At 59.1% G+C, this 25,479-nt stretch carries 33 protein-coding genes; 3 read left to right on the top strand and 30 right to left on the bottom strand.

Going from position 1 to position 25,479, the window contains the following annotated elements:
* Positions 1 to 136: 136 nt before the first annotated feature.
* Positions 137 to 1,063 (top strand): LysR family transcriptional regulator, encoded by a 927-nt coding sequence (locus HKK52_RS14170; protein WP_169371341.1) that lies wholly within the window; start codon positions 137 to 139, stop codon positions 1,061 to 1,063.
* On the opposite strand, the gene HKK52_RS14175 is transcribed toward HKK52_RS14170, so the two are convergent.
* The 3 genes from HKK52_RS14175 to HKK52_RS14185 all read right to left on the bottom strand — a co-directional run bounded on the left by HKK52_RS14175 (position 1,060) and on the right by HKK52_RS14185 (position 3,104).
* Entirely contained in the window at positions 1,060 to 1,422 is a 363-nt protein-coding gene (locus tag HKK52_RS14175; RefSeq protein WP_007947182.1) for a diacylglycerol kinase, read from the bottom strand. The two genes, HKK52_RS14170 and HKK52_RS14175, sit on opposite strands and share 4 nt — an antisense overlap.
* Before the next feature lie 75 nt (positions 1,423 to 1,497).
* A complete protein-coding gene (gene erdR / locus HKK52_RS14180; protein WP_010462704.1) occupies positions 1,498 to 2,148 on the bottom strand; it encodes a response regulator transcription factor ErdR in 651 nt (216 codons plus the stop codon).
* 197 nt (positions 2,149 to 2,345) lie between these two features.
* Positions 2,346 to 3,104, bottom strand: coding sequence for a tRNA-uridine aminocarboxypropyltransferase (locus HKK52_RS14185; RefSeq protein WP_169371342.1), 759 nt, complete (start codon positions 3,102 to 3,104; stop codon positions 2,346 to 2,348).
* A gap of 190 nt (positions 3,105 to 3,294) precedes the next feature.
* Here HKK52_RS14185 and HKK52_RS14190 point away from each other — a divergent pair, with 190 nt between their 5' ends.
* Positions 3,295 to 3,720 carry a PA3611 family quorum-sensing-regulated virulence factor gene (locus HKK52_RS14190; RefSeq protein ID WP_169371343.1) on the top strand — a complete coding sequence of 142 codons (426 nt, stop codon included), beginning with the start codon at positions 3,295 to 3,297 and terminating at the stop codon, positions 3,718 to 3,720.
* Here HKK52_RS14190 and HKK52_RS14195 read toward each other — a convergent pair whose 3' ends face one another.
* Positions 3,721 to 3,915, bottom strand: coding sequence for a hypothetical protein (locus HKK52_RS14195; protein WP_054047053.1), 195 nt, complete (start codon positions 3,913 to 3,915; stop codon positions 3,721 to 3,723).
* A 349-nt stretch (positions 3,916 to 4,264) separates the two neighbouring features.
* Between HKK52_RS14195 and HKK52_RS14200 the strand changes: the two genes are divergently transcribed.
* Positions 4,265 to 5,383, top strand: a complete 1,119-nt coding sequence (locus HKK52_RS14200; protein WP_169371344.1) for a TIGR00730 family Rossman fold protein — start codon at positions 4,265 to 4,267, stop codon at positions 5,381 to 5,383.
* 50 nt (positions 5,384 to 5,433) lie between these two features.
* Here the strand turns inward: HKK52_RS14200 and recX are convergent, their stop codons facing one another.
* The 26 genes from recX to HKK52_RS14330 form a co-directional block, all read right to left on the bottom strand.
* Positions 5,434 to 5,901, bottom strand: a complete 468-nt coding sequence (gene recX, locus HKK52_RS14205; RefSeq protein WP_169371345.1) for a recombination regulator RecX — start codon at positions 5,899 to 5,901, stop codon at positions 5,434 to 5,436.
* A gap of 8 nt (positions 5,902 to 5,909) precedes the next feature.
* A complete protein-coding gene (gene recA / locus HKK52_RS14210) occupies positions 5,910 to 6,962 on the bottom strand; it encodes a recombinase RecA (RefSeq protein WP_007907270.1) in 1,053 nt (350 codons plus the stop codon).
* Positions 6,963 to 7,045: 83 nt separating this feature from the next.
* Positions 7,046 to 7,546 (bottom strand): CinA family protein, encoded by a 501-nt coding sequence (locus tag HKK52_RS14215; protein ID WP_169371346.1) that lies wholly within the window; start codon positions 7,544 to 7,546, stop codon positions 7,046 to 7,048.
* Positions 7,547 to 7,625: 79 nt separating this feature from the next.
* A complete protein-coding gene (locus HKK52_RS14220) occupies positions 7,626 to 8,144 on the bottom strand; it encodes a lysis system i-spanin subunit Rz (RefSeq protein ID WP_169371347.1) in 519 nt (172 codons plus the stop codon).
* Positions 8,126 to 8,689 carry a glycoside hydrolase family 19 protein gene (locus HKK52_RS14225; RefSeq protein WP_169371348.1) on the bottom strand — a complete coding sequence of 188 codons (564 nt, stop codon included), beginning with the start codon at positions 8,687 to 8,689 and terminating at the stop codon, positions 8,126 to 8,128. The genes HKK52_RS14220 and HKK52_RS14225 overlap by 19 nt, the downstream gene beginning before the upstream one ends.
* A gap of 33 nt (positions 8,690 to 8,722) precedes the next feature.
* A complete protein-coding gene (locus HKK52_RS14230; RefSeq protein ID WP_169371349.1) occupies positions 8,723 to 9,154 on the bottom strand; it encodes a hypothetical protein in 432 nt (143 codons plus the stop codon).
* Positions 9,155 to 9,156: 2 nt separating this feature from the next.
* Positions 9,157 to 9,894 carry a gp53-like domain-containing protein gene (locus tag HKK52_RS14235; protein ID WP_169371350.1) on the bottom strand — a complete coding sequence of 246 codons (738 nt, stop codon included), beginning with the start codon at positions 9,892 to 9,894 and terminating at the stop codon, positions 9,157 to 9,159.
* Between the two features lie 17 nt (positions 9,895 to 9,911).
* A complete protein-coding gene (locus HKK52_RS14240) occupies positions 9,912 to 10,394 on the bottom strand; it encodes a phage tail assembly chaperone (protein ID WP_169371351.1) in 483 nt (160 codons plus the stop codon).
* Positions 10,394 to 11,320 carry a glycine-rich domain-containing protein gene (locus HKK52_RS14245; RefSeq protein WP_169371352.1) on the bottom strand — a complete coding sequence of 309 codons (927 nt, stop codon included), beginning with the start codon at positions 11,318 to 11,320 and terminating at the stop codon, positions 10,394 to 10,396. Before HKK52_RS14245 ends, HKK52_RS14240 begins: the two co-directional genes overlap by 1 nt.
* 33 nt (positions 11,321 to 11,353) lie before the next feature.
* Positions 11,354 to 11,920 (bottom strand): tail fiber assembly protein, encoded by a 567-nt coding sequence (locus HKK52_RS14250; RefSeq protein WP_169371353.1) that lies wholly within the window; start codon positions 11,918 to 11,920, stop codon positions 11,354 to 11,356.
* 7 nt (positions 11,921 to 11,927) lie between these two features.
* Positions 11,928 to 13,007, bottom strand: coding sequence for a phage tail protein (locus HKK52_RS14255; protein WP_169371354.1), 1,080 nt, complete (start codon positions 13,005 to 13,007; stop codon positions 11,928 to 11,930).
* A gap of 124 nt (positions 13,008 to 13,131) precedes the next feature.
* Positions 13,132 to 13,782, bottom strand: a complete 651-nt coding sequence (locus tag HKK52_RS14260; RefSeq protein WP_178117453.1) for a hypothetical protein — start codon at positions 13,780 to 13,782, stop codon at positions 13,132 to 13,134.
* Between the two features lie 4 nt (positions 13,783 to 13,786).
* On the bottom strand, positions 13,787 to 14,641 hold the full coding sequence (locus tag HKK52_RS32445; protein ID WP_178117454.1) for a glycine-rich domain-containing protein: 855 nt from the start codon (positions 14,639 to 14,641) through the stop codon (positions 13,787 to 13,789).
* An 11-nt stretch (positions 14,642 to 14,652) separates the two neighbouring features.
* Positions 14,653 to 15,252: a YmfQ family protein gene (locus tag HKK52_RS14270; protein ID WP_169371355.1), complete on the bottom strand. Its 600-nt coding sequence runs from the start codon at positions 15,250 to 15,252 to the stop codon at positions 14,653 to 14,655.
* Entirely contained in the window at positions 15,240 to 16,283 is a 1,044-nt protein-coding gene (locus tag HKK52_RS14275) for a baseplate J/gp47 family protein (RefSeq protein WP_169371356.1), read from the bottom strand. Before HKK52_RS14275 ends, HKK52_RS14270 begins: the two co-directional genes overlap by 13 nt.
* On the bottom strand, positions 16,273 to 16,671 hold the full coding sequence (locus HKK52_RS14280; RefSeq protein WP_123719829.1) for a phage GP46 family protein: 399 nt from the start codon (positions 16,669 to 16,671) through the stop codon (positions 16,273 to 16,275). Before HKK52_RS14280 ends, HKK52_RS14275 begins: the two co-directional genes overlap by 11 nt.
* Complete coding sequence (locus HKK52_RS14285) at positions 16,671 to 17,180, bottom strand: phage baseplate assembly protein V (protein WP_169371357.1); 510 nt, start codon at positions 17,178 to 17,180, stop codon at positions 16,671 to 16,673. Before HKK52_RS14285 ends, HKK52_RS14280 begins: the two co-directional genes overlap by 1 nt.
* 39 nt (positions 17,181 to 17,219) lie before the next feature.
* Positions 17,220 to 18,263 (bottom strand): phage baseplate assembly protein, encoded by a 1,044-nt coding sequence (locus HKK52_RS14290; RefSeq protein WP_169371358.1) that lies wholly within the window; start codon positions 18,261 to 18,263, stop codon positions 17,220 to 17,222.
* A gap of 3 nt (positions 18,264 to 18,266) precedes the next feature.
* The gene (locus tag HKK52_RS14295; protein WP_169371359.1) at positions 18,267 to 19,505 is read right to left on the bottom strand and encodes a DNA circularization protein; all 1,239 of its coding nucleotides are present in this window, start codon (positions 19,503 to 19,505) and stop codon (positions 18,267 to 18,269) included.
* Entirely contained in the window at positions 19,492 to 21,177 is a 1,686-nt protein-coding gene (locus tag HKK52_RS14300; RefSeq protein WP_169371360.1) for a phage tail protein, read from the bottom strand. The genes HKK52_RS14295 and HKK52_RS14300 overlap by 14 nt, the downstream gene beginning before the upstream one ends.
* 130 nt (positions 21,178 to 21,307) lie before the next feature.
* The gene (locus HKK52_RS14305; RefSeq protein WP_054047093.1) at positions 21,308 to 21,604 is read right to left on the bottom strand and encodes a phage tail assembly protein; all 297 of its coding nucleotides are present in this window, start codon (positions 21,602 to 21,604) and stop codon (positions 21,308 to 21,310) included.
* Positions 21,601 to 21,948, bottom strand: a complete 348-nt coding sequence (locus HKK52_RS14310; protein ID WP_123511965.1) for a phage tail tube protein — start codon at positions 21,946 to 21,948, stop codon at positions 21,601 to 21,603. Before HKK52_RS14310 ends, HKK52_RS14305 begins: the two co-directional genes overlap by 4 nt.
* 78 nt (positions 21,949 to 22,026) lie before the next feature.
* Positions 22,027 to 23,523 (bottom strand): phage tail sheath subtilisin-like domain-containing protein, encoded by a 1,497-nt coding sequence (locus tag HKK52_RS14315; RefSeq protein WP_169371361.1) that lies wholly within the window; start codon positions 23,521 to 23,523, stop codon positions 22,027 to 22,029.
* Complete coding sequence (locus HKK52_RS14320; RefSeq protein ID WP_007907211.1) at positions 23,523 to 23,705, bottom strand: DUF2635 domain-containing protein; 183 nt, start codon at positions 23,703 to 23,705, stop codon at positions 23,523 to 23,525. Before HKK52_RS14320 ends, HKK52_RS14315 begins: the two co-directional genes overlap by 1 nt.
* Complete coding sequence (locus tag HKK52_RS14325) at positions 23,702 to 24,286, bottom strand: phage tail terminator protein (RefSeq protein WP_169371362.1); 585 nt, start codon at positions 24,284 to 24,286, stop codon at positions 23,702 to 23,704. The genes HKK52_RS14320 and HKK52_RS14325 overlap by 4 nt, the downstream gene beginning before the upstream one ends.
* Before the next feature lie 160 nt (positions 24,287 to 24,446).
* Complete coding sequence (locus HKK52_RS14330; RefSeq protein ID WP_123511959.1) at positions 24,447 to 25,475, bottom strand: phage late control D family protein; 1,029 nt, start codon at positions 25,473 to 25,475, stop codon at positions 24,447 to 24,449.
* Positions 25,476 to 25,479: the final 4 nt, after the last annotated feature.

The following is a 25,479-nucleotide window of genomic DNA, read 5'->3' on the forward strand; positions in this document are numbered from 1 at the left end:
ACGTGGGACTCCTGGAGATTGGTCTGCGCCGGCTGCGTGAAAAATGAACCGATGTGCGCAATTGCATCGCATTCTAATGGCAGCCACAATATCTGTTAACTGGATTATTAAGATAAGGGTTATCGGTTATATAGATATGCGATTTACTCTACGTCAACTTCAAGTCTTCGTCGCCGTCGCTCAGCAGGAAAGCGTATCCCGTGCTGCGGGTCTGCTCAACCTCTCGCAATCGGCGGCCAGCACCTCGATCACCGAGCTAGAGCGCCAGTCCAGCTGTCAGCTGTTCGACCGCGCCGGCAAACGGCTGAGCCTCAACGCCCTCGGCAAACAACTGTTGCCCCAGGCGGTGGCGCTGCTCGATCAGTCCAAGGAAATCGAGGACCTGCTCAATGGCAAGTCCGGTTTCGGCTCCCTGGCCGTCGGCGCGACCCTGACCATCGGCAATTACCTGGCGACGCTGCTGATCGGCAGCTTCATGCAGCGCCACCCGGAAAGCCAAGTGAAGCTGCACGTACAGAACACAGCCAACATCGTGCAACAAGTCGCTCACTATGAAATTGATCTGGGTCTGATCGAAGGCGACTGCAGCCACCCGGACATCGAAGTGCAGAGTTGGGTCGAGGATGAACTGGTGGTGTTCTGCGCGCCCCAGCATCCGCTGGCCAAACGTGGCATCGCGAGCATGGAAGAGCTGAGCCAAGAGGCGTGGATTTTGCGTGAACAGGGCTCTGGCACGCGGCTGACCTTCGACCAGGCCATGCGTCATCATCGCAGCGCGCTGAACATTCGCCTGGAGCTGGAACACACCGAAGCGATCAAACGCGCGGTAGAGTCAGGCTTGGGGATTGGCTGTATTTCACGGCTGGCACTGCGTGATGCGTTCCGCCGCGGCAGCCTGGTGGCGGTGGAGACACCGGATCTGGATCTGGCGCGGCAGTTCTATTTCATCTGGCACAAACAGAAATTTCAGACACCGGCGATGCGCGAATTCCTCGACCTGTGCCGCGCCTTCACCGCCGGGGTTCAGCGCAGCGACGAGATCGTGCTGCCCACCATCGCTTAAAGCAGAATCACCGCCCACACCAGCGCAATCATGGTCAACGCCACGAACTGTGCAGCGCTGCCCATGTCCTTGGCGTTCTTGGACAATGGGTGCAGCTCAAGGGAAATGCGGTCAATGGCCGCTTCTACCGCCGAATTAAGCAACTCGACGATCAAGGCCAGCAGGCAAACGGCAATCAGCAGCGCCTGCTCGACCCGGCTGACGTTCAGGAAGAACGAAATCGGAATCAGAATGACGTTGAGCAACACCAGTTGCCGAAACGCCGCTTCACCGGTAAAGGCTGCGCGCAGGCCATCCAGCGAGTAGCCGGAGGCGTTGAGGATGCGTTTTAGGCCGGTTTGGCCTTTAAAAGGTGACATAGGGTAGGCAACTGACCAAAAGGGAATGGGAAAGCTAGAGTAAATAAAGTCAAAAAAGCGTGAATACGTAACGCTTTAATGGCTGGAAATTGACTCAAGTTGTTGCAAGAGCAACGCCGCCTGGGTTCGAGTCCGCACGTTCAGCTTGCGGAAGATCGCCGTCACATGCGCCTTGATCGTCGCTTCGGACACGCTCAGCTCATAGGCGATCTGCTTGTTCAGCAACCCTTCACAGACCATAGTCAGCACCCGGAACTGCTGGGGCGTCAAGCTCGCAAGCCCCTCGCTGGCAGCCTTGGCTTCCGCGGACACGCTGACCGCTTCGAACGCCTGGGGCGGCCAGAAGACGTCACCATCAAGCACCGCACGCACGGCTTTTTGAATGACGCTCAGGTCGCTCGACTTGGGAATGAAACCGCTGGCGCCGAATTCACGGGACTTGACCATGATCGAGGCTTCTTCCTGGGCCGAGACCATCACCACCGGAATCTGTGGGTACTGACCGCGCAACAGCACCAGCCCGGAAAATCCGTAGGCCCCCGGCATGTTCAGGTCCAGCAGCACCAGGTCCCAGTCGGATTTTTCGTCGAGGCGGGTTTCCAGTTCGGCAATGCTCGCCACTTCCACCAGACGGACGTCCGGGCCCAGGCCCAAGGTCAACGCTTGGTGTAATGCACTTCGAAAGAGAGGGTGGTCATCGGCTATCAGGATTTCGTATGTGGCCATTTTTCAAATGATCCTGTTTTTCAAACAACTCAAGGCACAGCCACGGAGCTGCACCAACAGGGCACGTTCAACGCCAACTACATGATCAAACGGCGTTTCAAACTCTGGCCGCGCCCCAATCGGCGCCAAGCATGCCCAGCGAAGCCGGGGTGGTCAAGGTGCTTGGCCGGTACAGTTCTTTGCAGTATGGGCGACAATCAGCCGATGACCGGAACCGTGTTCTGCACGAAAGGCATCAACTCGGCGTGGGCCGGCGTTTCAACATTCATATCCAATTGATGTTTGGCGTCCAGGTAATGCTGGCTGAACACATCGAAGTAAGCGTCCAGTGCCGAGGCCGCGTCGGTATCACCCGCCAGGTCCAGGCACAGCGCTGCTACTTCAGCGGTACACAGGTGCTCGCTGCGGGTCGAGCGGCGCAAACGGTAGCGGGAGAGTTTCTCCGGGAGCAGGCTGAGGATTGGCAACCGGTCAAAATAAGGGCTTTTGCGGAAAATCTTCCGGGCTTCGGTCCACGTGGCGTCCAACAGAATGAACAGCGGCCGCTTGCTGCTCTCGATGTCGACGGTGTTGGTCACGCGCTCAGGCTCGACATACTCGCCCGGAAACACCAGGTACGGCTGCCATTGCGGGTCGGCCAGCAGGTCCAGCAGTTTTTGATCGGTTTCCGTGCGCGACCAGATAAACGCATGGTTATCGCGAACCACATCGGCGATCAGCCAACCGGTATTGCTCGGCTTGAACACTTCCTTGTTGGTCATGATCAGGCACACGCCGGAACGCGTCTCGACCTGCGGGCGCCAGGCACACAGGCAATGGCTCTCGATCACTCGGCAGGCACGGCAACGGGTTGCCCGCCAGCCACGGGCCTGGATCGGCTTGATGCCTTCCTCTTCGCGCTCGTCGCGCAAGCGGGCCACGGCGTTCGCCGCAAAGCGTGGGGTTTCAAGGTTCATCGCAGGCAACGCCGACAGATAGAGAAAATCGACACAAAAACCACTCGGCAAGGCAGAAAGTGCCGGCAGTTTATCAGAGCGGTCGGCGCAAGCCTGTACCGTCCGGGCCCGCTCCCCTATAATTCGCCGCCACTGAACGCACAGTCACGTGACGGGTCGAACCAACCAGTCACTGAACCAGGAGAGTTTCATGCTGCGCCTTATCGTTCCCACCGCTGCCGTTCTATTGGCGTCGTCCTTCAGCGCTCAGGCTGCTTCCTTGAGTGAGCAGAACCTCAACAGAGAGCTGCGCAACGTCGCCGTACAAAGCAGCGTCGGCACACCACGGGCGATCAACGAGGACATTCTTGATCAGGGCTACACCGTCGAAGGCAATACCCTGATCAACCACTTGAGCGTGCAAAGCAGCCACGCCGACAAGATGCGTGCCGATCCGAAAGCCGTGTATTTCCAGCTGGGTGCCTCGGTCTGCACCAACCCATCGTTCCGCAAGCTGATGGCCAAGGGCGCCGTCATGCGTTACGACTTCACTGAAGTGAAGACTAACCGCTCGGTCGGTTCCGCCAGTTATCAGGAATCGGACTGCCCGAAAGCGGCCCCGGCCAAGAAGAAGTAATCATCGGGAATTGGCGCGCCGCTGTTCATCCTCGGCGCGCAGTTCTGCCAGCAGGGCCTGCAAATAACGCGAACGGCGCTCGCCACCGCCCAGACGCCGGCAGCACTCCTCTTCAAGACTCAAATGATTGGTCTCGGCTGACGATTTCAATAATCGATACAGTTGCGCATCGATCTCCAGAATCAATCTGGCCATGATTTCCCGCCTCCCTGCCCACTCACATCCCTGAACCGCATGAACTTCGCGTACTGCCTTTGACGCAAAGTTGTCGTGTCACGCCTGTAACTTAGTAAATCAGAGCCACAGCCAGCGGGCCTGCGTTCAGACGAGCGGTGAAACCACCTTGCAAATCATTAATAAGCGGTTGCCAGGAAAGACTTTGCGGCGCAATGATCAAGCCAGCGCAATTGATCCAGAGGTACTAGATTTAGCGTATTCACATTGACTGTCAGGCCGAAAAGGAGCGGCCCGTTATGCGTTTGTTGTTGCGAAGGTTTTTTTCACTCGCTGGAAAAAACACAGCCTGCATGCAAGGAGAAGTTGAATGCCTTACCAACCGAATGACCTCCTCAGCCGTCATTTTGAAGAAAGCGGCCACGACCTCACCAGCAAGGTCGAAGAGCAACTCAACCTGGTTTCACCCAACAGCCCCAACATCCCGATTTACCGCGACATGATCCTGACCGTGCTGCGCATGGCCCAAGAAGATCACAACCGCTGGAACGCCAAGATCACCCTGCAGGCCCTGCGCGAACTGGAGCACGCGTTCCGTGTGCTGGAGCAGTTCAAGGGCCGGCGCAAAGTCACTGTGTTCGGCTCAGCCCGTACGCCGATCGAACATCCGCTGTATGGCATGGCCCGGGAACTCGGCGCCGCATTGGCGCGCTCGGACCTGATGGTCATTACCGGTGCCGGCGGCGGCATCATGGCCGCCGCCCACGAAGGCGCGGGCCTGGAACACAGCCTGGGGTTCAATATCACCCTGCCCTTCGAGCAGCATGCCAACCCTACCGTCCAGGGCACCAGCAACCTGCTGTCCTTCCACTTCTTCTTTACCCGCAAGCTGTTCTTCGTCAAGGAAGCCGACGCGCTGGTCCTCTGTCCGGGCGGTTTCGGTACGCTGGACGAAGCGCTGGAAGTGCTGACACTGATCCAGACCGGCAAAAGCCCATTGGTGCCGGTGGTGCTGCTGGATACGCCGGGCGGCACGTTCTGGCAGGGCGCGCTGGACTTCATCCACCATCAACTGGAGGAAAACCGTTACATCCTGCCCACCGACATGAAGCTGGTGAGCCTGGTCTACAGCGCCGAAGAGGCGGTGGCGCAGATCAACCAGTTCTACAGCAATTTCCACTCCAGCCGCTGGCTCAAGCATCAGTTTGTGATTCGCATGAATTACCCGCTCAGCGACGGCGCGCTCGAACACATGCAGACGGCTTTCGCCGACCTGTGCCTGAGCGACCACTTCCATCAGCATGTGTATAACGGCGAGGAGCATGATGAGCCGCAGTTCAGCCATCTGGCGCGACTGGCCTTCACCTTCAATGCCCGTGATCATGGGCGTTTGCGGGAGCTGGTGGACTTCATCAACCTGCCGGAAAACTGGGCACAGCCCAAACCCCAGGCGCAACAGCGCACGCGGGAACCGTCCAAGGTGACGTAAACAACAGGCAAAAAAAACGGCCCGCTATCGAAATAGCGGGCCGTTTTTATTTAATCATCCATCCCTCGACCGCTGAACAAGCGGTTGATCATCTCCATGGAAAACCCCCGATAAGCCAGGAAGCGCCCTTGTTTGGCACGTTCGCGCATGTCTATCGGTAGATGCCCGGCAAACTTGCGGCGCCAGGTGTCTTCCAGTTGTTCCTGCCAGTTGATACCACTCTCGCGTAAGGCGAGTTCGATGTCGGGACGTTGCAGGCCGCGCTGGCTCAACTCTTCGCGAATGCGCAAAGGGCCGTAACCGGAACGGGCACGGTAGGAAACGAAGCTTTCGAGGTAACGGGATTCGGACAGCAAGCCCTCTTCCGTCAATCGGTCGAGTGCAGTGTCAATCATTTCAGGGAGAGCGCCGCGCTGACGCAGTTTACGCGTCAGCTCGACTCGACCGTGCTCGCGTCGCGCGAGCAGGTCCATGGCGGTTCGCCGCACCGCGACGAGTGTATCGAGTACGGCGGTCATCGGATCAATCAGATATCCGCGTCAGCCAGATCATCAGCAGTCTCTTTGACTGGCGATGCTTTGACGTCCGGCGCCGGAGTCAGCAGCTTGTCACGCAGTTGCTTCTCGAGCTTCGCGGCGATTTCCGGATTGTCTGCCAGGAACTTGGCCGAGTTGGCCTTGCCCTGACCGATCTTGGTGCCTTCATAGGCATACCAGGCGCCGGACTTCTCGACGAAACCGTGCAGCACACCCAGGTCGATCATCTCGCCGTTGAGGTAGATGCCTTTGCCGTAAAGAATCTGGAACTCGGCCTGACGGAACGGCGAAGCGACCTTGTTCTTCACAACCTTGACGCGGGTTTCGCTACCGACAACCTCATCACCTTCTTTCACCGCGCCAGTACGACGGATGTCCAGACGAACCGAAGCGTAGAACTTCAGCGCGTTACCACCGGTGGTGGTTTCCGGGCTGCCGAACATCACGCCGATTTTCATACGGATCTGGTTGATGAAGATAACCAGGCAATTGGCGTTCTTGATGTTACCGGTGATTTTACGCAGCGCCTGGGACATCAGACGGGCTTGCAGGCCTACGTGCATGTCACCCATTTCGCCTTCGATCTCGGCCTTCGGCACCAGAGCGGCGACGGAGTCGACGATGATCACGTCAACCGCGTTGGAACGCACCAGCATGTCGGTGATTTCCAGGGCCTGCTCGCCGGTGTCCGGCTGGGAAACCAGCAGGTCGTCGACGTTGACGCCCAGTTTACCGGCGTATTCAGGGTCGAGGGCGTGTTCGGCGTCGACGAATGCGCAGGTCGCGCCAGCTTTTTGAGCCTGGGCGATCACGGACAATGTCAGCGTGGTTTTACCGGAGGATTCAGGACCGTAGATTTCAACGATACGGCCTTTTGGCAGGCCGCCAATGCCGAGCGCGATGTCCAGACCCAGAGAGCCAGTAGAGATAGCCGGGATCGCCTGACGGTCCTGATCGCCCATACGCATTACGGCACCCTTGCCGAATTGACGTTCGATCTGACCCAGGGCCGCAGCCAAGGCTTTCTTCTTGTTGTCGTCCATTAAAGTCCTCACGTAATCAATAAGGCCTGACGGCCAACACCTGTATAAGTAGCCAGTATTATTCCACAGCGATTAAGGATCGCCTACCCCTGATTTGAGATTTCTCCAGCGGCATGGCGCAGCAGCCCCTCTAGCGCGGCCTTGACCGTTTGTCGGCGGACCTCGTCGCGGTTGCCGGGGAAGTGCTGAACCTCACTGAACAAGGCCTCCCCGACGCCCCAGGCCAGCCAGACGGTGCCCACCGGTTTGCTCGCAGAACCGCCGTCCGGACCTGCCACTCCGCTGACCGCGACGGCAAACTGCGCGTGGCTTTTGTCCTGCGCGCCACGAACCATGGCCTCGACCACTTCGCGACTGACCGCCCCCACCGTCTCGAACAACCCCTCGGGCACATTCAGTTGCACGGTTTTCTGGCGGTTGGAGTACGTCACGTAACCGGCCTCGAACCACGCCGAACTCCCGGGAATGCGGGTGATCGCCTCGGCGATCCCGCCGCCGGTGCAGGACTCGGCGGTGGTGACGTGGGCATTGAGAACTTGCAAGCGCCTGCCAAGTTCAGCGGCCAGTTGGGTGATTTCTTTCACGGTCCTCTCCTGATCGGGCTGAATGGAACCACCGTACACGAGCACATCGCGCTTGCAAGATACAGAACCGATCAAAATGTTAGCGAACGATGGCCTTGATATAGGCCTGACAAGCCTGCAAGGCAATCAATCCGCGATCACCGGCGTCGGTGATGGCGATAATTCGTTGAGCATGCGCCGGGTCAAGTCGGGCTCTTGGGGCGCCATGATCCACGCCGCCGGTGCCGGCGGCGGCTGGCATTGCACAGGTGGCGGCAACGTCATGGGCATCGAGGAGGACTGACAGGCGCACATCAGCAGTGGCAAGACGATCGCGCAGGCGACCTTGATCACGTTGGGCATCGCTTAGCGCTCGATAATGGGTTTGTTCACTGGCCGACAACCGTTGCTCCAGGGCCAGGCGCTTGTCTTGCTCGGCCTGTTGTTGCGTGGCGGCGGTCAGGGTCAGCTGATTCTGCGTCTCGCCCTGCAACCGGGCCTGTTCCGCCAGTTGCCCGCCATAGCGCCAATCCTGAACCTGCCAGGCCAGCACTGCCGCAAACCCGGCCAGCACAACGACGCCCATCACCCGCCAGGGGATCAGGCCGAAGGCTGACATAGCACCGCCCTCGCCCGCGCCCAGAGTTGCAAACGATCCTCGAGGCCGTTCAAGCCGCCGTTGATCCGGCGAGTGATGGTGTTGAACTGGTCGCGGTCGGCCAATTCATTCAGACCGTTCAGCTCCCAGAACCACGCGGCCGATTCAGCAGCCCATTGCGGTTGTTCCAGCAGTTCGGGCAGAGACAACAGACGTTCATCGCCGAACAGACCGAGGCTGCATTGTTGGTAGTTGGTGTGACCGGTGATCTGAATCAAGCCCCGGCCTCGGTACTTCTGGCCGTCGCCATCGGCTTCTGGCGTGTTACCCAAACGCAGGGCCAGAGTGCCGGTGTCGTATTTGCTCAGGTATTGGTTGTTGCCCAGTTCGCGCACGTACTGCAATTGGCCCGATTCATGGCCAACTTGCGCGAGGAACGCGGCGATGCGTTTGGGGGTGTTGATGTTGCGGCGGGTCATGGCGGTGTTGAGGGGGGAAATGAAAACGCCCGCTTGGGAGCGGGCGTTGGGCATGATGCTTATTAGTTGGTCATTCGTGACAGACATTTCCATCTATCCACTCTTAGCGTTAAAGGAGGGTTAGTGACTTTTCAGAAGTGCATCTTCAAGCCATTGCGGTTCGACAGGGCGATAGTCCACTTCAGGGAAATTTTCTGCTGAAGGCCATTCCCGGAGACTTTGCCGATAAACCAGCAACTCTTTGAACTCCACAGAACTCAGTGTGGTGCCTTCGCCCATTTCCAACTCTTCACCATCGCGGACGACCAACCATTGAGTCAGCTCAAGCGTCTTGTTTCGCCAGACCCTTTCAATGGATTCATTGGTTTGTACGGCCATTACAAACCGTTCCGGACGTCCGTTGCTGTTTAAGGAAAGAACCGTTCCTTTGGGAGCATTTGACACCAGTGCGCAATATTCACCATCACTGATTCCAAAGGCATCCGAAGGGATATTGGCACCGTGCAATTCTGAATGATAAAAACCAGAAGTAGTCGGAGAAAAATAATACATATTCAGTACCCTATTCCGATAACACGGGCGGCAATGGAGCCGGAGGGCCAATCCGGGCAACGCACGTTAAGACCTGAAAGCCGACTCACTGACGCGTTGTTCCACGTCATAGACGTTCCTGACGCCGTGCCCTCATGAGTGACGACCGCAAGAAACAACGCATTGGGAAACGCCAATGGCCAATAGTTGATGTCGCCATAACCGCTATTGGCGGCCTGACTCGCGGTGCCGCTGATCCATTGAAGGATCAACCCGCCCATCCAGGAAGGAAAAACGATGTAGCCAGAAATTCCCAGCCTGACCATAAACCCAAGTCTGAGTTTTTTCGGTGTCACGATAGACGCATCACTAACACCCGCATTGACTTCGGCCTGAGAGGCAATTTTTGCAGTGCCTACAATGGACTCTGTCGCCTGTAGCACCTTCTTTGCAATCGCTTGAAACACCCGCAGTGGTGTCATCAACTTAGTTGCATTGACACCTGACTCGGCTTCTTCTTGAGTCGCCAGACTTTCATTTTGCTTTTTGGTAATCAGTGTATTGATCGCCGCGTTCAATTGACCGTTATCACTTTCATCCGCGGAAGAGCCCGCACTGTTGATAACCCCCAGAATCTCCTGAGTAACGCCGTTGCCCCAACTGGCCGGAATCAAAGATCCTGGCACACCGGTCAGTGGGTTTTCATCTGCGAACTTTCCATTGACCAAACCCGCGCTGGGTACGCTTTTGGGATAATCCATCGTCCATGTCCTTTCAGTTAATAGTTGGAATCCGCGTCAAAAGCGTCTGCCAAACAGTCTGGAGCCTGTGGCCGGGATACAGCTGTTGGATAATTTGCGCAGGCCGGCCAATCGCGCAGCGCTTGTCGGTACTCCAGCAGCTCCAGGTACTCTTTCGCAGTGAGACTCGTCACACGACCAAGTTCCTGCTCATCGCGATGCCGGTTCAGCAGCCATTGGCTGTTCGAAAGAATGGATTGGCGCCATTCACGTACCAAACCAACAGATTCGTCAGTGATGTCATTGAGTGTGTCGATAGCTGGCGCACTCTCCACTTTTGGTAGAGGCGCAGTTGTCTGACTGCCACTGCCAATCGGCGCCCCCAATTCAACGACAACACCGTCAGGCACACGAACCATTGACGTTATAAAAGACGGTGCAAAGAGTTGGGTGATCGCATAATCGCCGGTATCAATCAGTTCAACCGCAACGCCGTCTTCTACCCGAGCATAAATAGCCATTACTCGTACTCCCATATTTCACAAAAGGCATTACCGCCAGCCCCGCCGAGAATGGAAGCAGAAGTACTGCTGGAACAGGAACCGCCACCACCCGATCCTCGCACTCCTGGATACCCATTGCCGTTCACACCTGATGCGGGGCCTCCGCCATCGAATGGGCTAGCGGCACCCTCACCAGAGCGAGTGCCCCAGTTTGCATTACTCATCCCGTAGCGTCCGGCTATGCCACGAGCGCTGGAAAGGTTCCCTCCCGTGACAGCTTGCCCACCATTACCCCCCTGGATAAAAGCAGACGAAGTTGCTGTCACCGAAAATAACTGGACTTCTCCGCCCGAACCTCCCGCAACACTCATGTAAGACCCGAAGGAAGCACCGCCCCCCGCCAGGCCAGTCGTGTTGCGGGCACTGCCACCAGCACCCAGCGAAACAGGCACCCCAGCCAGTATTTCCGGCGTTACGTCATAGAGGCTCTCGGCATACGCGCCCGAACCACCGCCACTGCCCAAAGCCTGATAATTCGCCGCGACAGGCGCGCAACCACCTCCGGAACCACCAGCACCAACCAACCGCACGCGAATCCGTTTGGCCTTGGGATTGGGACGATAAAAAGTAATGCCTACCGTCTCGAACTGCTTTACCGCCAGTAGCCGCCCCGTTGCATCGGTGATCCCATACCCACTTAAAGTGGTCGGAGTGTTTTTCATTTTGGTGAAGTCGACCAAGGCGCCAATGGCCATCGCCAATTGGTCGGTCTTCGCCTCGTCGGGGGTTAGCCCGGCCGCCTTGATCACGCTCAAAATCTCTTGCGTAACGCTGTTGCCCCAGACCGCGGGAATCAGCGACCCCGGAGTACCGACGATAGGGTTTTCATCAACAAACCAGCCGTTGACCAGGCCAACACTGGGAATGCTTTTTGGATAATCCACTTTTGCTTCTCCGTACCAGGCGATACCGAATGTCTACTGTTTCGCGGAGGAACCAGGAACGACCGGCCAATTGATTTCGCTTGGAAAACCTACTTGTTGTTCCATGCGATTGAGTTCAACGCTGTAGAGCTTCCACTCCATCAATGCCAGTTGCTCATCATGCGCGGCGTCACCGATGTCTTCGGCGTATTGAAGTGGCGCAATACGCAGAACAGCTTCGCGCAGCAAAACATCGCGCTTGGCCAAGACTTTATTTTTGAGATCGGACAACCGAGCCGCCTCGTCAAGTTTCCAGGCGTTATCCGCCCAAACGTAGTAATCACCCGGCCATGGCTCAGCCGTAAAACTTTCCGGCAACTCTCCAAGCTCACTCCAGATCTGCTGCGCACCACCCTCTTTGCGATAAACCAGGCCGCGTCGGTCAATCACTTCCCGCGGAACATTGTTGACCAACGCCCATGTCCGACCCTGTTCCGGGGTCGGCAATTCATAGGAAAGTTCAACAGCGTTACTGGGCAGCTGAATACCGATTCCTGGCGTAACGAAAAACTCTACCGGCCCCAACAAGGCGCCCGCGCTATCAATCAAATAATTAAACATGGACACCTCAGATAAGTTTGATACGGCCGGGATAGGCGATGTTGCGAGGACGTGTAACGCCACCGTGGTTGATCAACTCGGACTCGGGCAGTTGCATAACAGGAGGTGGCGATGCGATGTATCTGACGCTTGCCCCCGAGTAGTCGGTATAAACAGCCCCATCAAGCCCCAACAACGTTCTTTGGGTATTGATATGCGATGCAAACAGAATATTGTCACCGGCACCGTTATCGCCTTGCACCAAGGAGCCCTTTTGCCACGATCCCGGCGTGCGCCCCGGATCGACATCACGTCCCTCGGCAAGTAAACGGAGAAACTCGCCTCGGGCTTCGGGCGTTCGGAAGGTCGTCGAACCATCTCCTGTTGTCCACGCGCCACCCCGGTCGGCTTCGGAGCGCAACATGTCTGATTGTTGAGCGTGATCCCAAAGCCACGGCCACTCGGTACGATTGAGCAGCGATCCATTGAGCGCACCATATCCACCCGGCATCACCGTCGTAGAGGTCTCAAAAACTGCCCGTCCCAGCGCCGTACCGTCATACCGCCCAACAGGCCACCAGTTACCCGAGGCATCACTGCGCAGGTGCCACCAATCGCCCGCACCCATCAACACCAAAAACGGATAGCCACCAGCACTCAGATGGGTGTGAAACTTGATGGAATCGGTTTCCGAACAGCGAACGACCAACCGATGACCCGTGTTATCCACCCGTCGCACGATCACATCACGAACCCCCAAACCGGTGTTGGCCGCTGGCAGGGTAACGATGGCGGCAGTGGGACTTGCATCAATCAACACCAAACCGAGCTCTTCTGGCGCCAGCATCTTCGATGCCGCCAGCCGGGTAATCACCGAACGCATCGGGCTGGTCACACCAATAATCGCCTGGATCGCCTTCAGCAACTGGCCGTTGTCTCCCTCCGATGGCGCCATTCCAGCGCCAGCAACCACACTCAAAATCTCTTGCGTAACCGAATTTCCCCACACCGCCGGAATCAACGATCCAGGCGTACCGGCCACTGGGTCTTCATCGACAAACCGCCCATTCACCAGTCCGATACTGGGGATGCTTTTTGGATAATCCATCGTTCTGCTCCCTGTAATAAAAGCCCTGCAAGACCATTGGCACAACGGCCACATAGCTCATGTTCGAATAAAAAAAATGCCCACGGGTGAGTGGGCGTTGGATATAGCGGGTACTTCAAATGAACTAGCTAACCAACTCGCCCACCACGTTACGGATCGCCGCAATGGCTTCTTCGCTAACTTGGTTAGCCAGATCTGTTTTGCCTTTGGCGATATGAGCTTTGATTTGCGCTTTAGCCTTCAATCGAAGGGTTCGAAGTGTCAGCAGGCTTTCGTTGAATTGAGCGGCCTTGGCGACAATCTGATCGGCAGCCTGTTTGGCGGTCCGGCCTTTTACAACCCACGCCGCTACCGACAGCGGTACTTCTTTTTTCGGATAGCCCTCTTCCATAAAAGCCCGGGCGTCAGCGGCGGCTTGGGCGTACTCCATCGCACGCAGCGGGTCGCCAGCGATCATCTGACGAGCATTGTCAGCCGCCTCGTCCACCCGAGCACAAAGCTGATCAACGTTCAGATCATTCAACGCCAGCGCATCGGCGAGATCCAATACCCACTGACTACCGTCCCAGCAATGCCTTGGGGAGGGCTGCGGTACTACGACGTTCGTCAGCTCGCCCTTGAAAACCAGGTGCGGTAACTCCTTCCTGACCCATTGCTCAGCGGTAATTTGCAAAACGGCCGCATCAGTCGCGGGCGCTGCATAGGCGAACAATTCGGTGTCTTGCCATTCAATGACCACACCTGAGTGACGGCAATAAAGCACTTGTTTTGTCATGTTTTCACCATTCGACGATCATAAGGCCGGGCGTTCCCTGACCACCTGGCTGGGCCAGGCCTGCACCCGAAATGTAGTAGCCTCCCGCACCACCGCCGCCAGCGCCGAAACCATACGCCGGTTTGCCGGCATACCCTGAACTCGTGCCGGAACGGGCAGAACTTCCGCCAGAGCCGAAAGGTCCACTTGCCCCAAATCCCCCGTACCCGGCGGCTACATTGGCGACGGTGTCTGTCGCATCACCGCCGGCAGGAAAGCCCTGCCCTCCAGTGGGGCCCGGAACAAACCCGGAGGCGTTGACACCTACAATGCCTGCACTGCCGCCGGACAACACAAGCAGAGCCCCTGATGCCCCCACGAGCGTATTGCCGCCCGCCGTTGCCGCCACTCCAGCGGTTGCTCCCATTCCCGCAGCGCCGATGACGATAGGGATCACCTGACCAGGCGTCACCGCTACCAATAGTTTGATGATCGGTTGACCGGCACCACCGCCGCCACCTCCTGAAGCAATGGCGCTGGTGCCGCCAGGACAAGCACCTCCACCGCCACCGCCGGCACAACCGCTGAGCCAAATCTTCGTAACACCTGCGGGGACAGTGAAACTGCCATTTGCAGTGAAGCGCTGGATGCCGAGCCCCGCAGACGAGCGACTGACACTACGAATTGCTCCCAAAAGCTGAGTCAGATTGGACTCACTCGGTGTCAGGCCGGCAGCGGTAATCACTTCAAGAATTTCACTCGTGACCCCATTGCCCCAGCTCGCCGGAATCAACGACCCCGGCGTGCCCATCAACGGGTTCTCATCCACAAACTTCCCATTGACCAACCCAGCGCTGGGCACACTTTTCGGATAATCCATCCCTCTACTCCCTAGTCATAATTGATATGCACCTTGGTGTGCGCCGGGGCGCTGCGATGGATCAGGCATTCCAGGGCCGAGCCCGGGTTCATGCCAAACCGCTCACCCCAATAACTCGCCCCAAAGCGCCGTCCCAGCAGCAAGCGGCCGCCGGTGTTCAGCGTCCACATGAACTGCGCCTGCCAGGTGCCGAAGTGCGCCGCGCCAAACCGTGAGCGGCCCATTCGCGGGGCTTCGAGTTCGGTGATGGTGGCGTTCGGATAACCTTGGGTGCGGGCGATTTCCACGTAGTAACTGATGGCCTGGCTGCCCACTGCCAACAGCCGGCGGCGCACGGCCAGACGTCGGTCGTCGAACAACGGCGTGGCGCCCAGGCATGGGTCGGGCAGGTTCATCACCCGCTCCCAATCCGGCACCAATTCGCTGACGCCGGCCGGGTCCATTTCGTTGAGCAGGTCGGCGGCGCGGGCGTCGAGGCGGGCCAGTTCCTGGGCGATGCCGTCCAGCACCTCTTCCAGTTCCGGTACTCGCTCGGGGTCCCAGGCCGGGCCGCTCGGTAGTAGGCTGCGCAGTTGCGCGTGGTATTGCGCGGCGGTTCTCAGCCCCCCCATATGCAGCCTCCGAACGTCAGCAGTTGGTTAATGTCGGCGTCGACATTGACGGTGGGCGCGGACAACGTGTGGTCACTTTCGCCCGTGGCGCTGCTGATCGCTTCGCGGATATGGCTGATCAGCAAGGTGTCGCCGAGACCGGCTTCGCGGTTATGCAAATCACGCAATTGCGCTTCGACCGCAGCGCGCACAGCGGTGGTGTCGGGGGTCAGGGTCAATTTGTAGGTGACCGGCACTTGAACGGGCGGCAGCACATGCATCTCAGCCGTGACTGGTCGCAACGGTTCGATGTAGGCCTGGACAGCGGCCAGTTGCGCAGCATTCGGCACCGGTTGCGGATCGTCGTCACGCATGATGTACACGTTAACGATGCCCAGCTTCTCGTAGGGGCTGCGACACCAGGCCCGGGTCACACCAGGGCATTCAAGCGCCCAGGTTTCATAGTCTTGCGTCGAGCCGCCGTGGGGGATGATGCGGTAGGAACTGATCACCCGGGAGCGCAGGGATTCCAGGCTTTCCCGGGCAACCCCGCCGATCAGCCCCGGCGCCAGCACCGTGAAGCTGTTGCCGACAATGCCCAGGATCGGTTGGACCGGGATCAGCGTCATGCCGGCATCGGCATTGCCCAGGCTGCCGGCGTCGAGCGCGGCGATGGTGGTGCTGTTGAGGCCATTGCTGGTGGTGCGCGACGCGGTCACTTTGTAGGTGCGACCGTCGCTCGATTGCAGCAGCGTATCGACATCCAGCACGGCACCCGCGCTGGCGGTAAAGCTGACGCTGCCGCTGGCGGCTTGCGCGGCTTTTCGCGGCTGGTTCAGACGCAGGGCGGCGATGCGTTCCAGGGTCGATTCGTCGGCCTTGTCCGGGAGGATCTGCTCGGCGATCCAGTCGAGGTAGCCATACAAACCATAGGCGGCGCCACCGAGGGTACGGGCCAGCACTTGCGCATCGGACTGGCGCAGCGAATCGCTGGCCAGGTCGCTTTGGGTGCGTTTGATCAGCACCGGCAGCGAAGGGGTTTCAAACGGCATAGATCACCTGCCAACTGTTATCAGGGTTGATGTCCAGGCGCTCGCCATCGGCCAGGGTCAGGACCGTGCGCAGGTTCAGGCGCTGGGCGTCGAGGCGTTCGCTGATGATGTCGATGGCGCTGCAATGGCCGTCGTCGATCAGCCATTGCAGGGCTTCGCGGGCATAGAACTCAGCGTCCATTTGCGTTTGCCGGGTCAGCTTGACCCGACGCAGCAGCCACAGCCGCGAGCCGATGCGGTCGTCGGCGACGGTGGGAAAGGTGTCGCCCCACCAGCCGAAGCGTTCCTCATCATCGAGGGCATCGTCATCGGCGGCACGGCGCCAGGTGAACAGGCTGATCAGCACCGAACGGGTCAGCGCGGCGTGGAGGTTCTGGCTGATGAGCATCACTGGCCTCCCGCCGGCACACCGGTCTGGCCACTGCCCGCCTGCACGCCGACGTGCACGTGTTTGATCTGGCTGATGCCGCCCGCGACCTGGTCGCCCTGGGAGACGATCTTGCCGGTCTGGGTCAGGGTCGGGGTGTCGATGTTCACGGCGCTGCTGGCGCGGATGTTCAGTGTCGCGGTCTGGATATCGATGATCCGACCGCGCTTGAAGTGGATCTTGTCGCCTTCGTCGGTGTAGATCGCCACTTCGCCCTGGGCCAACGCCTTAAGGCGATAGCGGCGGTCGGCGACCACCAGGACGATGGCGTGGGAGCGGTCACCGCCCAGAAATGTGGCGATACCTTCGGCGCCGGCCAGCGGATTGCTGGTGAAGCCGTAGGGTTCGAAGTGTTCCATGTCGTCGTTCACTTCACCGGCGGTGAGGCGCATTTGCAGCGATTGCAGCTTGGTGGCCGAGTTGGCGAGCACGACAGTGCCGCGCGCCAGGAGGCGTGTCAGTAGGCTCATTGGGTTTCCTTCAAAGATCGGGCGTGTGAGCGCGCCGCCTCAGGTCTTCTTGGGCGGCGTCGGATTGGCGTCGAAGGTATGCGGCGGCGCGACTTGCAAGGTGGTGACGGAGCCCTGCGCCGAAAGCGAGTAAGTGACTTTGGAAATCAGCATGTCGCCGTCCACTTCCAGCACCGGGTCCTTGACCTTGACCAGCGTGTTGTGGCGCCACAAATCGCCATTGGCCTGGCGCCAGCCTTGCACCTGGTAAGTGGTGGTCAAGGCTTTGCCGACGCGGGTGGCGGCTTCCCAGTTGGCCCTTTGCAGCGCCAGCTCGGAGGTAATCTGCGCGCCTTCATTGATCACCGTAACCCGCTTGCGCTTGAAGCCCAGATCGGCGGACACCGCCTCGACCTCGCTGACCGCCGCCCCGCTCTTCTGGTCATTGCCTTTCTGCTGGCCAATGACCCGGTATTCGGAGAACACCTGGCTGTAATCCATCGGCGCGTTGGCCGAGAGAATGTTCTTGCCCAGTTCCAGCACATCGCTGGCGCGCCCACCGCTGCCCGGTCGGGCCAGGACCACCCGGCCCTGGGCATCATCGGTGGAAAACACCCGGAATAACGTGAGCAAGCGGTCGATGGACTGGAACACCGTTTCCCCCGGCACGATGGTGTGACTGCCGAGCCGGGCGGTTTCCGCAATTTCACTGGCCACGTAGATCGAATACGACGACGCCAGCGCCTCAACGATGCTCAGCAATGATTGCTGATGCCATTGGTTAGGACGATTGGTCGCCGCACAATCCACCAGGTCCTGGGTTTTCGAACTGCCTTCGACGCTCAGGCTGATTTGTCGCCCGTCATAACTGATCGGCGCCTTGAACACATACCCGGTCAGCACCAGGTCGTTGCCGATCCGCACTTCGCATGGCGCGCCGGGTTGAATCCGTCGCACCAGAGTTTGCCCTGGCCATTGCCAGGTGATATCGAGTTTGAAGGTGCGGAACTGACGCTCCAGATCGGCCGTGATCTGCACGCTTTTCCAGCCACCATATTCGAGGCCGTCAACGGTCATGGTGACCTTGTTATCCAGTTCACTCATGGCTTACTCCCCCGAGAGTTTCAGGTCATTCGGCGGGGTGAAACCCGGATGGACCACGCCGTTGCGCTGGATCACTTCCTCCACCCGCGTCGCATCGCCCAACTGTTTGTAGGCGACGACCAAGGCCGGAAAACTCTCCTGGAACGACTTGCTGACCAGCCGGACACCCGACGATGCAACGGCCGTGAGATGCGCATTGAGCTTATGCCGCAGGTCGGTCATGGCCTGATAGTGCGCTGGATCCGCCTTGTTCGACGCTTGCTGGATCGCCTCATTGAGGGCTGCGCGCAACGCCAGCACATCATCGGCCACCGGCACGGCTTGACGCTGCACCGGTTGTTCGGCTTGTTGCTCCAGCGACGGCGTGGACCCGAGCTTGACCACCTTGGAGGCCACTGGCATCGCGGCGACCCATTGGGCGGCCTGCACCAGCAACGTGTCCTGCACCAGATTGGCCAGGGCCTGGGCCGCGGCGGTGGTGTCCTTGCCGGTGGTGATCTTCGGCGCGTCAGCCTTGCGGATGGCTTCGACCTGCTGGGAGACGTTGGCAATCACGCCACGATAACCGTCACGGGCAAAGTCCTTGAGCTCCTTGATGTCGCCGATCAAGCCCTTGAATTCAGCCGCCACTTCCTTGGGCAATTCCTTGACCGCTTTCACCAGCTCACTGATCTGCTTGTATTGATCAATCAGCGGCTGCAACTGTTGCTGGATGACGCCGTAGATGTCCTTGATGCTGTTGCGCAGGTCGGCAATGCCGATCCGCGCGGCCTTGATCAAGGTCATCGCGTCTTCGAAGCGTGCCACCGCCGAACCTAAAAAACTGTCCGCCGACACCAGCAACACTTTCTGCGTACTGACCGTCGCCGTCGGAAACGGCAGCGGTTCATCGGGGTAAAACTTCAGCGCAAAGGTCACCAGCCCGCCGTCCTGGCGGGTGTGGGTCATGTCGCATTCGCCGACCTTGACCTGCAAACGTCCCAGCCACGGATGGACCAGTTCACCACTGCCCTGCTCCAACGCCTTGAGCAGCTTGTCGCGCTGCTCCAGACAATCGGCACCGACGATAAACGCCGTCAGATCGTGAATCTTTGCCTGCTGGCCAAGGTTCTCGTAAAACGGCAAGTCGCGCTGCGGATACTCGTGCAACTGACCCTTTTTGCCGACCGGGGTTTTCGCCTGATCGACCCAGAAACCGACACCTCGAAAGGACGCCGGCAATAAACGGTCACGCCAGCTCATTGGAGCCTCCCAGGGAAAGTGAGCGGTAGCCGATGCGCGAGTTGAGCGCCAGCGCCGGTTGATTGGTTTGCGGCTGATCGGTGCGCAGTCCGGCCGGCGCATTTTCGAAGCGTACGGTCAGGCCGCCTTCGAGTTGCGTGCGGTTGTTGGCAGCGGTTTGCTGGATCAGCGCGCTGGAGTTTTGCGTCAGGGAGCCGGCTTGCATTGAAGGTTTTTGCGGCGAATTGTCGGGCACCGCCAATGCGTTTGCGGACGGCTCGGTGCTGGCCCCAAAGAACGCGGGCGCAAATTCACCTTTGCCTTCGGCGTTGGTCTTTTTCTGGTCATTAGCCAGGCCTTCGATCTTGCCGGTCACCTTAGTGATAAAGCCACCGAAGCTACCGCCAAACATCTCCCTGATCGGCGCCATAAGGGTCTGAATCTTGTCCGCCCATTCGCTGACGACGCTGGTCAATGGTGACCAGTTCTGCGTGAAAAGGTCCAGGGGCGAACCAGTAAACGGGATGCCGAAGACAGCCGCCAGCGCCACCATCTTCTCCCGAATGCTCTCCTCCATCCCGGCAAAGAACTCAGGAACACCGCCCCAGAGCTCCGCAATCTTATCCATCGGCAAGTAGTCGTTGAACAGAGTGCGAAGCGCATCTTTCACCGGCACGACCAGTGCGACCAGCAAGTCAAAAATGGCGGCAAACAGCCCTGTTATCGGCCCCCAGTTATTCAGAATCATGCCCTGCGGCGTCCAGTCGAAGCACGCCTTGATGAAGGTAAACGCCGAGGTCACGTTGTCTTTCAGGCGCCCGAAAATCGCCCCAATGATCGAGCTGATTGGCCCCCAATTACTGAGGATCAGCCCTTGGGGTTGCCAGGCAAACCAGAGTTTATAAAGCTCGATCGCGGGCCCCGCTACAGCCTCGATGCCTTTCCACAGCGAGGAGAAGAACGCGGTAACGGGCCCCCAATTGCTGATCAACTGCCCGATGGGCGTGAAGCTGAACATCGTCTTGAAGAACTCGACCATCGGCATCACTACAGGCGCAATCTTTTGCCAGAGCCCGGCAAAAAACGTCGAGATCGGTTTCCAGTTGGCTACGATTAACCCGGCGGCCAAGGCAATGCCCGTGGCGATCAGCATGATGGGGTTGGCCTTCATCACCAGACTCATCACGTCAAACACCTGGGTTGCGCCCGTTACTGCGGTTTGAATCGCCGAGAACGCGATGGCACCGGCCGCCAGCCCTTCAACCAGTTTCGGGTTGTCATTGAGCAGTGTTCCCACGCTGTTAAGCATTGGTTCAAGGCCGACCACCAGGGTCGCGACCGCCGGCAACAACGCCGCATCAATCGCGGAGGAAACCGTGCTCATTGACTGACTGAACACGTTCATGGTTTGCGTCGCGGTTACCGGCGCGCTCGGCAAATCAACGCCTTTGGCAGCCTCACTGACCTCGGCCAATTTCCCCTTGAACGCATCGGACGCCTTGATCCCGTCCACGAACGGCGTGATCACGCTACCGCCCTTGAACAGGCCGCTGATATCCAGTTTGCCGAGGCCGGCCTGTTCAAGATTCTGTTTAAAGCTGTCGACCTTTGAAACAAGGGCTTTGAGCTTGGGGGACAGGTCGTCGATGCCGGTCAACAGCACCGATTTTTTTATCGTGTCTTCATCTGCCATCACTGCACCTGCTGCATCGCATTGATCCGTTGCGCGTGCTCCAGGGATTCGCGGAGCACATCCAGTGGCCTGGCCATCATCTGTTCGGGGTCAACCTTCCAGAACCAGGCCAGGTCATAGGCGACTGCGATCAGGTCGGTGATGGCTCCGACGCCGCACTCATGAAAAAACTCGCGACGGCCCAGCTCAGCGCGTTGAGGTCAGCCAGGTCCAACTGGTTGACCGACGACGGTGGAATGCCGGCGCACACCGCGATGTATTTGGCCGCGACGTCCATGTCCAGGCTCACTTCTTCGCTTTTGTCGATCTTGTACGGCAGCGCCTTGATCGCCCGCACTTCCTGCACCGTCGGACGGCGCAGGTTGAGTTCGGTCAGAGGCTCGCCGTGGGCTTCGATCGCAACCTGAAGCTTCACGGCGCCGCTCATTGCCAGGTCCCCTTCACACCGTTGAAGACCAGCGAGATCGAGGCGTCGTCCCCCTTGGACGCCGGCTCATCGACCAGGTAAGCGCCGGCCAGCACATAGACTTTGCCGTTGCTGAATTCGCAGGTGACGGTCATGTCCACGCCCGCCACCAGTTGCTTGAGCGGGAAGTCCGGGGTGTGCAGCGCCGTCACTTTGAACGACGGTGCGATGTCGGTTTCCTTGTAGAAACCCGGCACGACGGTTTCGCGTTTGGTGGACATCAGTGGTGCTTCGCAGCCGCCATTGATGGTCAGTTGAGCGCCGTCCACTTTGACGTAGCAGGTGCCCGCAATCAGTTGACCCATGGTGTTTCTCCCTTCAAATAAAAAGCCCACGCAAAGTGGGCTGAAATCACACGTTCCTTACATTCAAGGAGCAGGCTTTTAAGCGGCGTCGTCGTACTGCAGACGGAATTGGTTGAGCAGTGCGAACACACGCAGGCCGTTGATGTAATCCGGCGGGAACAGCACGTTGACTCGGCTCGGGTCCTGCACGTCGCGCTCGACGATCAGGTGCTCGGCGAACAGCTCGGCGTTTTCCACGTGGCCTTCCAGTTCGAGCTTGGCGTACTGGGCAATCAGCTCACCGCGAATGGTGCTCGGGGTGACGATCGGCTGGCCGGCGCCGAAACGGGTGCCGTCGGAGGCCAACTTGTGGCGACCGTACTTGCTGGTGATCACGCTTTGCAGGCGACGCACGATGAACGCCGACTGGTGCATGGTTTCGCTGTCCAGGTAGGAGTTGTCAGCCTGACCATAAGCGTTCTTTTGATAGGTGGTGATCGAACGCTGAATGCGCACGTAACCGCCTTCGTAGTACGCGGTGGCGATACCGTAGTTAAGCAGCGACTGACGCTCGGTCAGGGTGAAGCGTTCGCTGGCCGGCGCCGGGTCGAGACCAGGCAGGCTGCCGCTTTGGGTCGGGCGGCTGGCGTCAGCCGAGATGAACACCGAAGTGCGCGCGGCCAGTGCAGCGGCCTGGACCCAGAACGGTTGCGGCACACCCGGTTCCAGCGCCTGGATGGTCATGTGCTGATCGTTGCGCGCCTGGCCAGCGGCAACCAACGTGCCGATGGTGCCGCGCTTGGCGCTGTAGACGTGACCGAACAATTGCTTGGCCCACGACCAACGACCGGTGCTGTCATCCATGACGGCTTGCCAGGTGTTGAGGGTGCTCAGGTCCGAGAACGGCATGCAGATGAACTCGAACGGTTCATCACCCAATGCCGCAACGGCAGCCACTTGATCCGGTACACCGACGCCGCCAGTCATGGCGGTCACAGCCGAGGTCAGGCCGGCCGGGGTCTCTTCGCCGTTGCTCTTGCCCAGGCGATTGAATTGCAGGCTGATGTCGTTGCCGCTGTCGCCGGTCCATTTGGCGCTCAGGGTCACGACGCCTTCGGCCGCAACCGCGGACACCGGCAGATCGGCAGAAGCGTTGATTTTCAGCGCCAGTGCGCTGGCCGCTTGGGCCGCCGTGAAACCGCTGACGACGGACGCTTGAACACGAACACCGCCGACGTACAGGTTAAGCACGCCGCTCTGGGTCGCTGCGCCCGTCAGGGTCACCACACCTTTGGCGATGCTGCCAGTGGTGTTGTGCAGCGGCAGGCACCAGATCTCGCCGATCGGGTCGGTCTTGCGCCAGGTTTCGTACATCGAGGCGAGCATCGAGCCTTGGCCGCCGATGCTTTTGGCCAGCGCGACGCTGGACACCAGCACCAGTTTGCCGACGTCGGCCGGAGCGATGTTGTCGTTGACCTGAGCGACGATCAACCGGCGCATGGCCGACGACGCGCTATTGGCGGCCGAGTTGTCCATCTCGGCGTAGAACAGCGGAACACGAATGTCCGCGGGGATGTTACTGAATCCGATCGCCATTATTTGGCTCCCTGTGGTTTGGCCGCTTTCACGGCTTTGGTAGTGATATCGCCATCGGCCAGACGTCGACGCCACCAGGCGTTATCCGGCACTTCACGGCCCTCGAGGGGCAACAGATCGCCCGCTTCCGGGTCCGGCACGACACGGCCTGGGGCCGGCAGCACGGTGATGCGTTTGCTCATGGGGTTACATCTCCAGAGAAAGTCAGTTCCAGGCGCCCGTCGGGGCCTGGGCGTTTCAGATTGGGATCGGCCGGGTCGATGGCATCGACCCGCACCGTGACCCCGGTAAAGGACGACAGACCGTCCAGTTCACGCTCGTGCCAACTCTCTGCCGGTTGATTGGGCAGATTGCGGCCGAGCTGAAATTCGGCGAAAAAGCGCAGGCGATACAACGCGCGGCTGGCGTTGATGGAAAGCAATTCACCGCCGTCGTATTCGATGGCGTCGTAGTCCGTGCCGGGCTTGAAACCCACCAGCGCGCGCCACAGTTCGGCGCGCAGGTCGTGCAACAGATCCAGCGCTTTTGTAGCGTCTGTGGTGTCGAGCACCAGGGTCACTTCGAAGCGGTCGCGGATGGGTTGCAGCGCCAGGTTCTGCGCGAGGCTTTTGCTGGCGACATCGGCGAGGGGGACGATGTAGGCGCAAGGGGTTGTGAGTGGGGTGTTGGCTTGCAGGGTGGTGAGGTCGATGCCGGCCGCGATGCGATTGGCAAGGGTTGGGCATTGGGCACGCAGTTGCGTGAGGATCGGAGTGATCTTCATGAGGGCGCTCCAGGGTTTTATTGAAATTGCCAGGTAGATAACTGTGGGAGCAGGCTTGCTCGCGAAAGCGGTGGGTCAGGCGGCATTGTTGGTGAATGTGCTGGCGTCTTCGCGAGCAGGCTCGCTCCCACAGGGTTCTGTGAATTGGTGTGGGGTTTGATCAGACGATGGCTTCAGCTCCGGGATCGATGCACGTCGCGTCGATCATGCAGCGATAGCTGCTGGTGCGGTCGCCGCTGGCGGTGACTTTGTCGATCGACCAGCGCCCACGCATAAAGTCCGGCCAAGTGTCGTCCAGCAGGACCAGCCCTTCAGCCGAGAAGTCTGGATTGCCCGGACAGCTGATTTTCACCTTGAGCTTTTCACGGCCCATTTTGCGCACTTCACCTTCGCCAATCGCCTGCGCTTCTTCTGCGTTCTGGCAATTCAGGCGCAGGGTCTTGAACGGCGCGAGCCCGGTTTCAACCATCTGCAGCAAACCGGCTGCAGCGTCCCACCAACTGATCTGGCAGCCCTGGGTTTTGGCCTTGGCGGAATCATCAAGGGTCGCGGTGATGAACGCATGGTCGCCGGGGCGATTGTTGTGCGTAACCGACAGTCTTACGTCCGCCAATACCTTGCCCGACAACGATTTGAGCTGGCCCGGCCGCGCTAGCACATACAGCTCATTAAAGGGTTTGGCGATGGCGCCATACTTGGTCGCCAAGCGCGAGATGAAGCCCATGTCGGTTTCATTCGACTGGTCGATATGCGCGATCTTTATCAGCGACACTGACGGATCCACCCTCGGCGAAAAACCGTATTTGGCCGTCAGTTGGCGAAACAACGCACCGAGGGTCGTCGGGCCATGACTGGCCGAACGGCGCTGCTGAAATCCGCTCTCGTCCGCCGCACTGAACGGCGCGGCGGTCGCCACCAGCGACACGCGAAACGGAAACAGTGTCGGCGTACGCCGGGCCACCACAAACTGGCCTTTATCCACCAGCCCGGATTCCAGATAACCCACGCACAAACCGATTTTGCCACCCAGGCTCGGCAGCCCTTCAAGACCTTCCAGATCGAGCACCAACGTCAGTTGATCGGACTCAATACCGGCGGTATCGATGTGCTCCCAACTGATCAGACGCTGATTGATCAGGGTCGCGTTGGCCCCGTAGATTTTTATCGCTGGCGTAAACCCGATTGCCATGCAG

The sequence above is a fragment of the Pseudomonas sp. ADAK2 genome (genome assembly GCF_012935755.1).
Classification (GTDB): domain Bacteria; phylum Pseudomonadota; class Gammaproteobacteria; order Pseudomonadales; family Pseudomonadaceae; genus Aquipseudomonas.

What these genes read in the sequence shown, in the direction of transcription:
- HKK52_RS14270 (WP_169371355.1), bottom strand. Translation starts at nt 15,252, where the DNA reads ATGGGGGGGCTGAGAACCGCCGCGCAATACCACGCGCAACTGCGCAGC.
- HKK52_RS14230 (WP_169371349.1), bottom strand. Translation starts at nt 9,154, where the DNA reads ATGTATTATTTTTCTCCGACTACTTCTGGTTTTTATCATTCAGAATTG.
- HKK52_RS14240 (WP_169371351.1), bottom strand. Translation starts at nt 10,394, where the DNA reads ATGGCTATTTATGCTCGGGTAGAAGACGGCGTTGCGGTTGAACTGATT.
- HKK52_RS14170 (WP_169371341.1), top strand. Translation starts at nt 137, where the DNA reads ATGCGATTTACTCTACGTCAACTTCAAGTCTTCGTCGCCGTCGCTCAG.
- HKK52_RS14185 (WP_169371342.1), bottom strand. Translation starts at nt 3,104, where the DNA reads ATGAACCTTGAAACCCCACGCTTTGCGGCGAACGCCGTGGCCCGCTTG.
- HKK52_RS14320 (WP_007907211.1), bottom strand. Translation starts at nt 23,705, where the DNA reads ATGAGCAAACGCATCACCGTGCTGCCGGCCCCAGGCCGTGTCGTGCCG.
- HKK52_RS14250 (WP_169371353.1), bottom strand. Translation starts at nt 11,920, where the DNA reads ATGTTTAATTATTTGATTGATAGCGCGGGCGCCTTGTTGGGGCCGGTA.
- HKK52_RS14200 (WP_169371344.1), top strand. Translation starts at nt 4,265, where the DNA reads ATGCCTTACCAACCGAATGACCTCCTCAGCCGTCATTTTGAAGAAAGC.
- recA (WP_007907270.1), bottom strand. Translation starts at nt 6,962, where the DNA reads ATGGACGACAACAAGAAGAAAGCCTTGGCTGCGGCCCTGGGTCAGATC.
- HKK52_RS14195 (WP_054047053.1), bottom strand. Translation starts at nt 3,915, where the DNA reads ATGGCCAGATTGATTCTGGAGATCGATGCGCAACTGTATCGATTATTG.
- HKK52_RS14285 (WP_169371357.1), bottom strand. Translation starts at nt 17,180, where the DNA reads ATGAGCCTACTGACACGCCTCCTGGCGCGCGGCACTGTCGTGCTCGCC.
- HKK52_RS14225 (WP_169371348.1), bottom strand. Translation starts at nt 8,689, where the DNA reads ATGTCTGTCACGAATGACCAACTAATAAGCATCATGCCCAACGCCCGC.
- HKK52_RS14220 (WP_169371347.1), bottom strand. Translation starts at nt 8,144, where the DNA reads ATGTCAGCCTTCGGCCTGATCCCCTGGCGGGTGATGGGCGTCGTTGTG.
- HKK52_RS14300 (WP_169371360.1), bottom strand. Translation starts at nt 21,177, where the DNA reads ATGGCAGATGAAGACACGATAAAAAAATCGGTGCTGTTGACCGGCATC.
- HKK52_RS14295 (WP_169371359.1), bottom strand. Translation starts at nt 19,505, where the DNA reads ATGAGCTGGCGTGACCGTTTATTGCCGGCGTCCTTTCGAGGTGTCGGT.
- erdR (WP_010462704.1), bottom strand. Translation starts at nt 2,148, where the DNA reads ATGGCCACATACGAAATCCTGATAGCCGATGACCACCCTCTCTTTCGA.
- HKK52_RS14315 (WP_169371361.1), bottom strand. Translation starts at nt 23,523, where the DNA reads ATGGCGATCGGATTCAGTAACATCCCCGCGGACATTCGTGTTCCGCTG.
- HKK52_RS14255 (WP_169371354.1), bottom strand. Translation starts at nt 13,007, where the DNA reads ATGGATTATCCAAAAAGCATCCCCAGTATCGGACTGGTGAATGGGCGG.
- HKK52_RS14290 (WP_169371358.1), bottom strand. Translation starts at nt 18,263, where the DNA reads ATGAGTGAACTGGATAACAAGGTCACCATGACCGTTGACGGCCTCGAA.
- HKK52_RS32445 (WP_178117454.1), bottom strand. Translation starts at nt 14,641, where the DNA reads ATGGATTATCCGAAAAGTGTGCCCAGCGCTGGGTTGGTCAATGGGAAG.
- HKK52_RS14275 (WP_169371356.1), bottom strand. Translation starts at nt 16,283, where the DNA reads ATGCCGTTTGAAACCCCTTCGCTGCCGGTGCTGATCAAACGCACCCAA.
- HKK52_RS14260 (WP_178117453.1), bottom strand. Translation starts at nt 13,782, where the DNA reads ATGACAAAACAAGTGCTTTATTGCCGTCACTCAGGTGTGGTCATTGAA.
- HKK52_RS14175 (WP_007947182.1), bottom strand. Translation starts at nt 1,422, where the DNA reads ATGTCACCTTTTAAAGGCCAAACCGGCCTAAAACGCATCCTCAACGCC.
- HKK52_RS14325 (WP_169371362.1), bottom strand. Translation starts at nt 24,286, where the DNA reads ATGAAGATCACTCCGATCCTCACGCAACTGCGTGCCCAATGCCCAACC.
- HKK52_RS14310 (WP_123511965.1), bottom strand. Translation starts at nt 21,948, where the DNA reads ATGGGTCAACTGATTGCGGGCACCTGCTACGTCAAAGTGGACGGCGCT.
- HKK52_RS14305 (WP_054047093.1), bottom strand. Translation starts at nt 21,604, where the DNA reads ATGAGCGGCGCCGTGAAGCTTCAGGTTGCGATCGAAGCCCACGGCGAG.
- recX (WP_169371345.1), bottom strand. Translation starts at nt 5,901, where the DNA reads ATGACCGCCGTACTCGATACACTCGTCGCGGTGCGGCGAACCGCCATG.
- HKK52_RS14235 (WP_169371350.1), bottom strand. Translation starts at nt 9,894, where the DNA reads ATGGATTATCCCAAAAGCGTACCCAGCGCGGGTTTGGTCAATGGAAAG.
- HKK52_RS14330 (WP_123511959.1), bottom strand. Translation starts at nt 25,475, where the DNA reads ATGGCAATCGGGTTTACGCCAGCGATAAAAATCTACGGGGCCAACGCG.
- HKK52_RS14190 (WP_169371343.1), top strand. Translation starts at nt 3,295, where the DNA reads ATGCTGCGCCTTATCGTTCCCACCGCTGCCGTTCTATTGGCGTCGTCC.
- HKK52_RS14280 (WP_123719829.1), bottom strand. Translation starts at nt 16,671, where the DNA reads ATGCTCATCAGCCAGAACCTCCACGCCGCGCTGACCCGTTCGGTGCTG.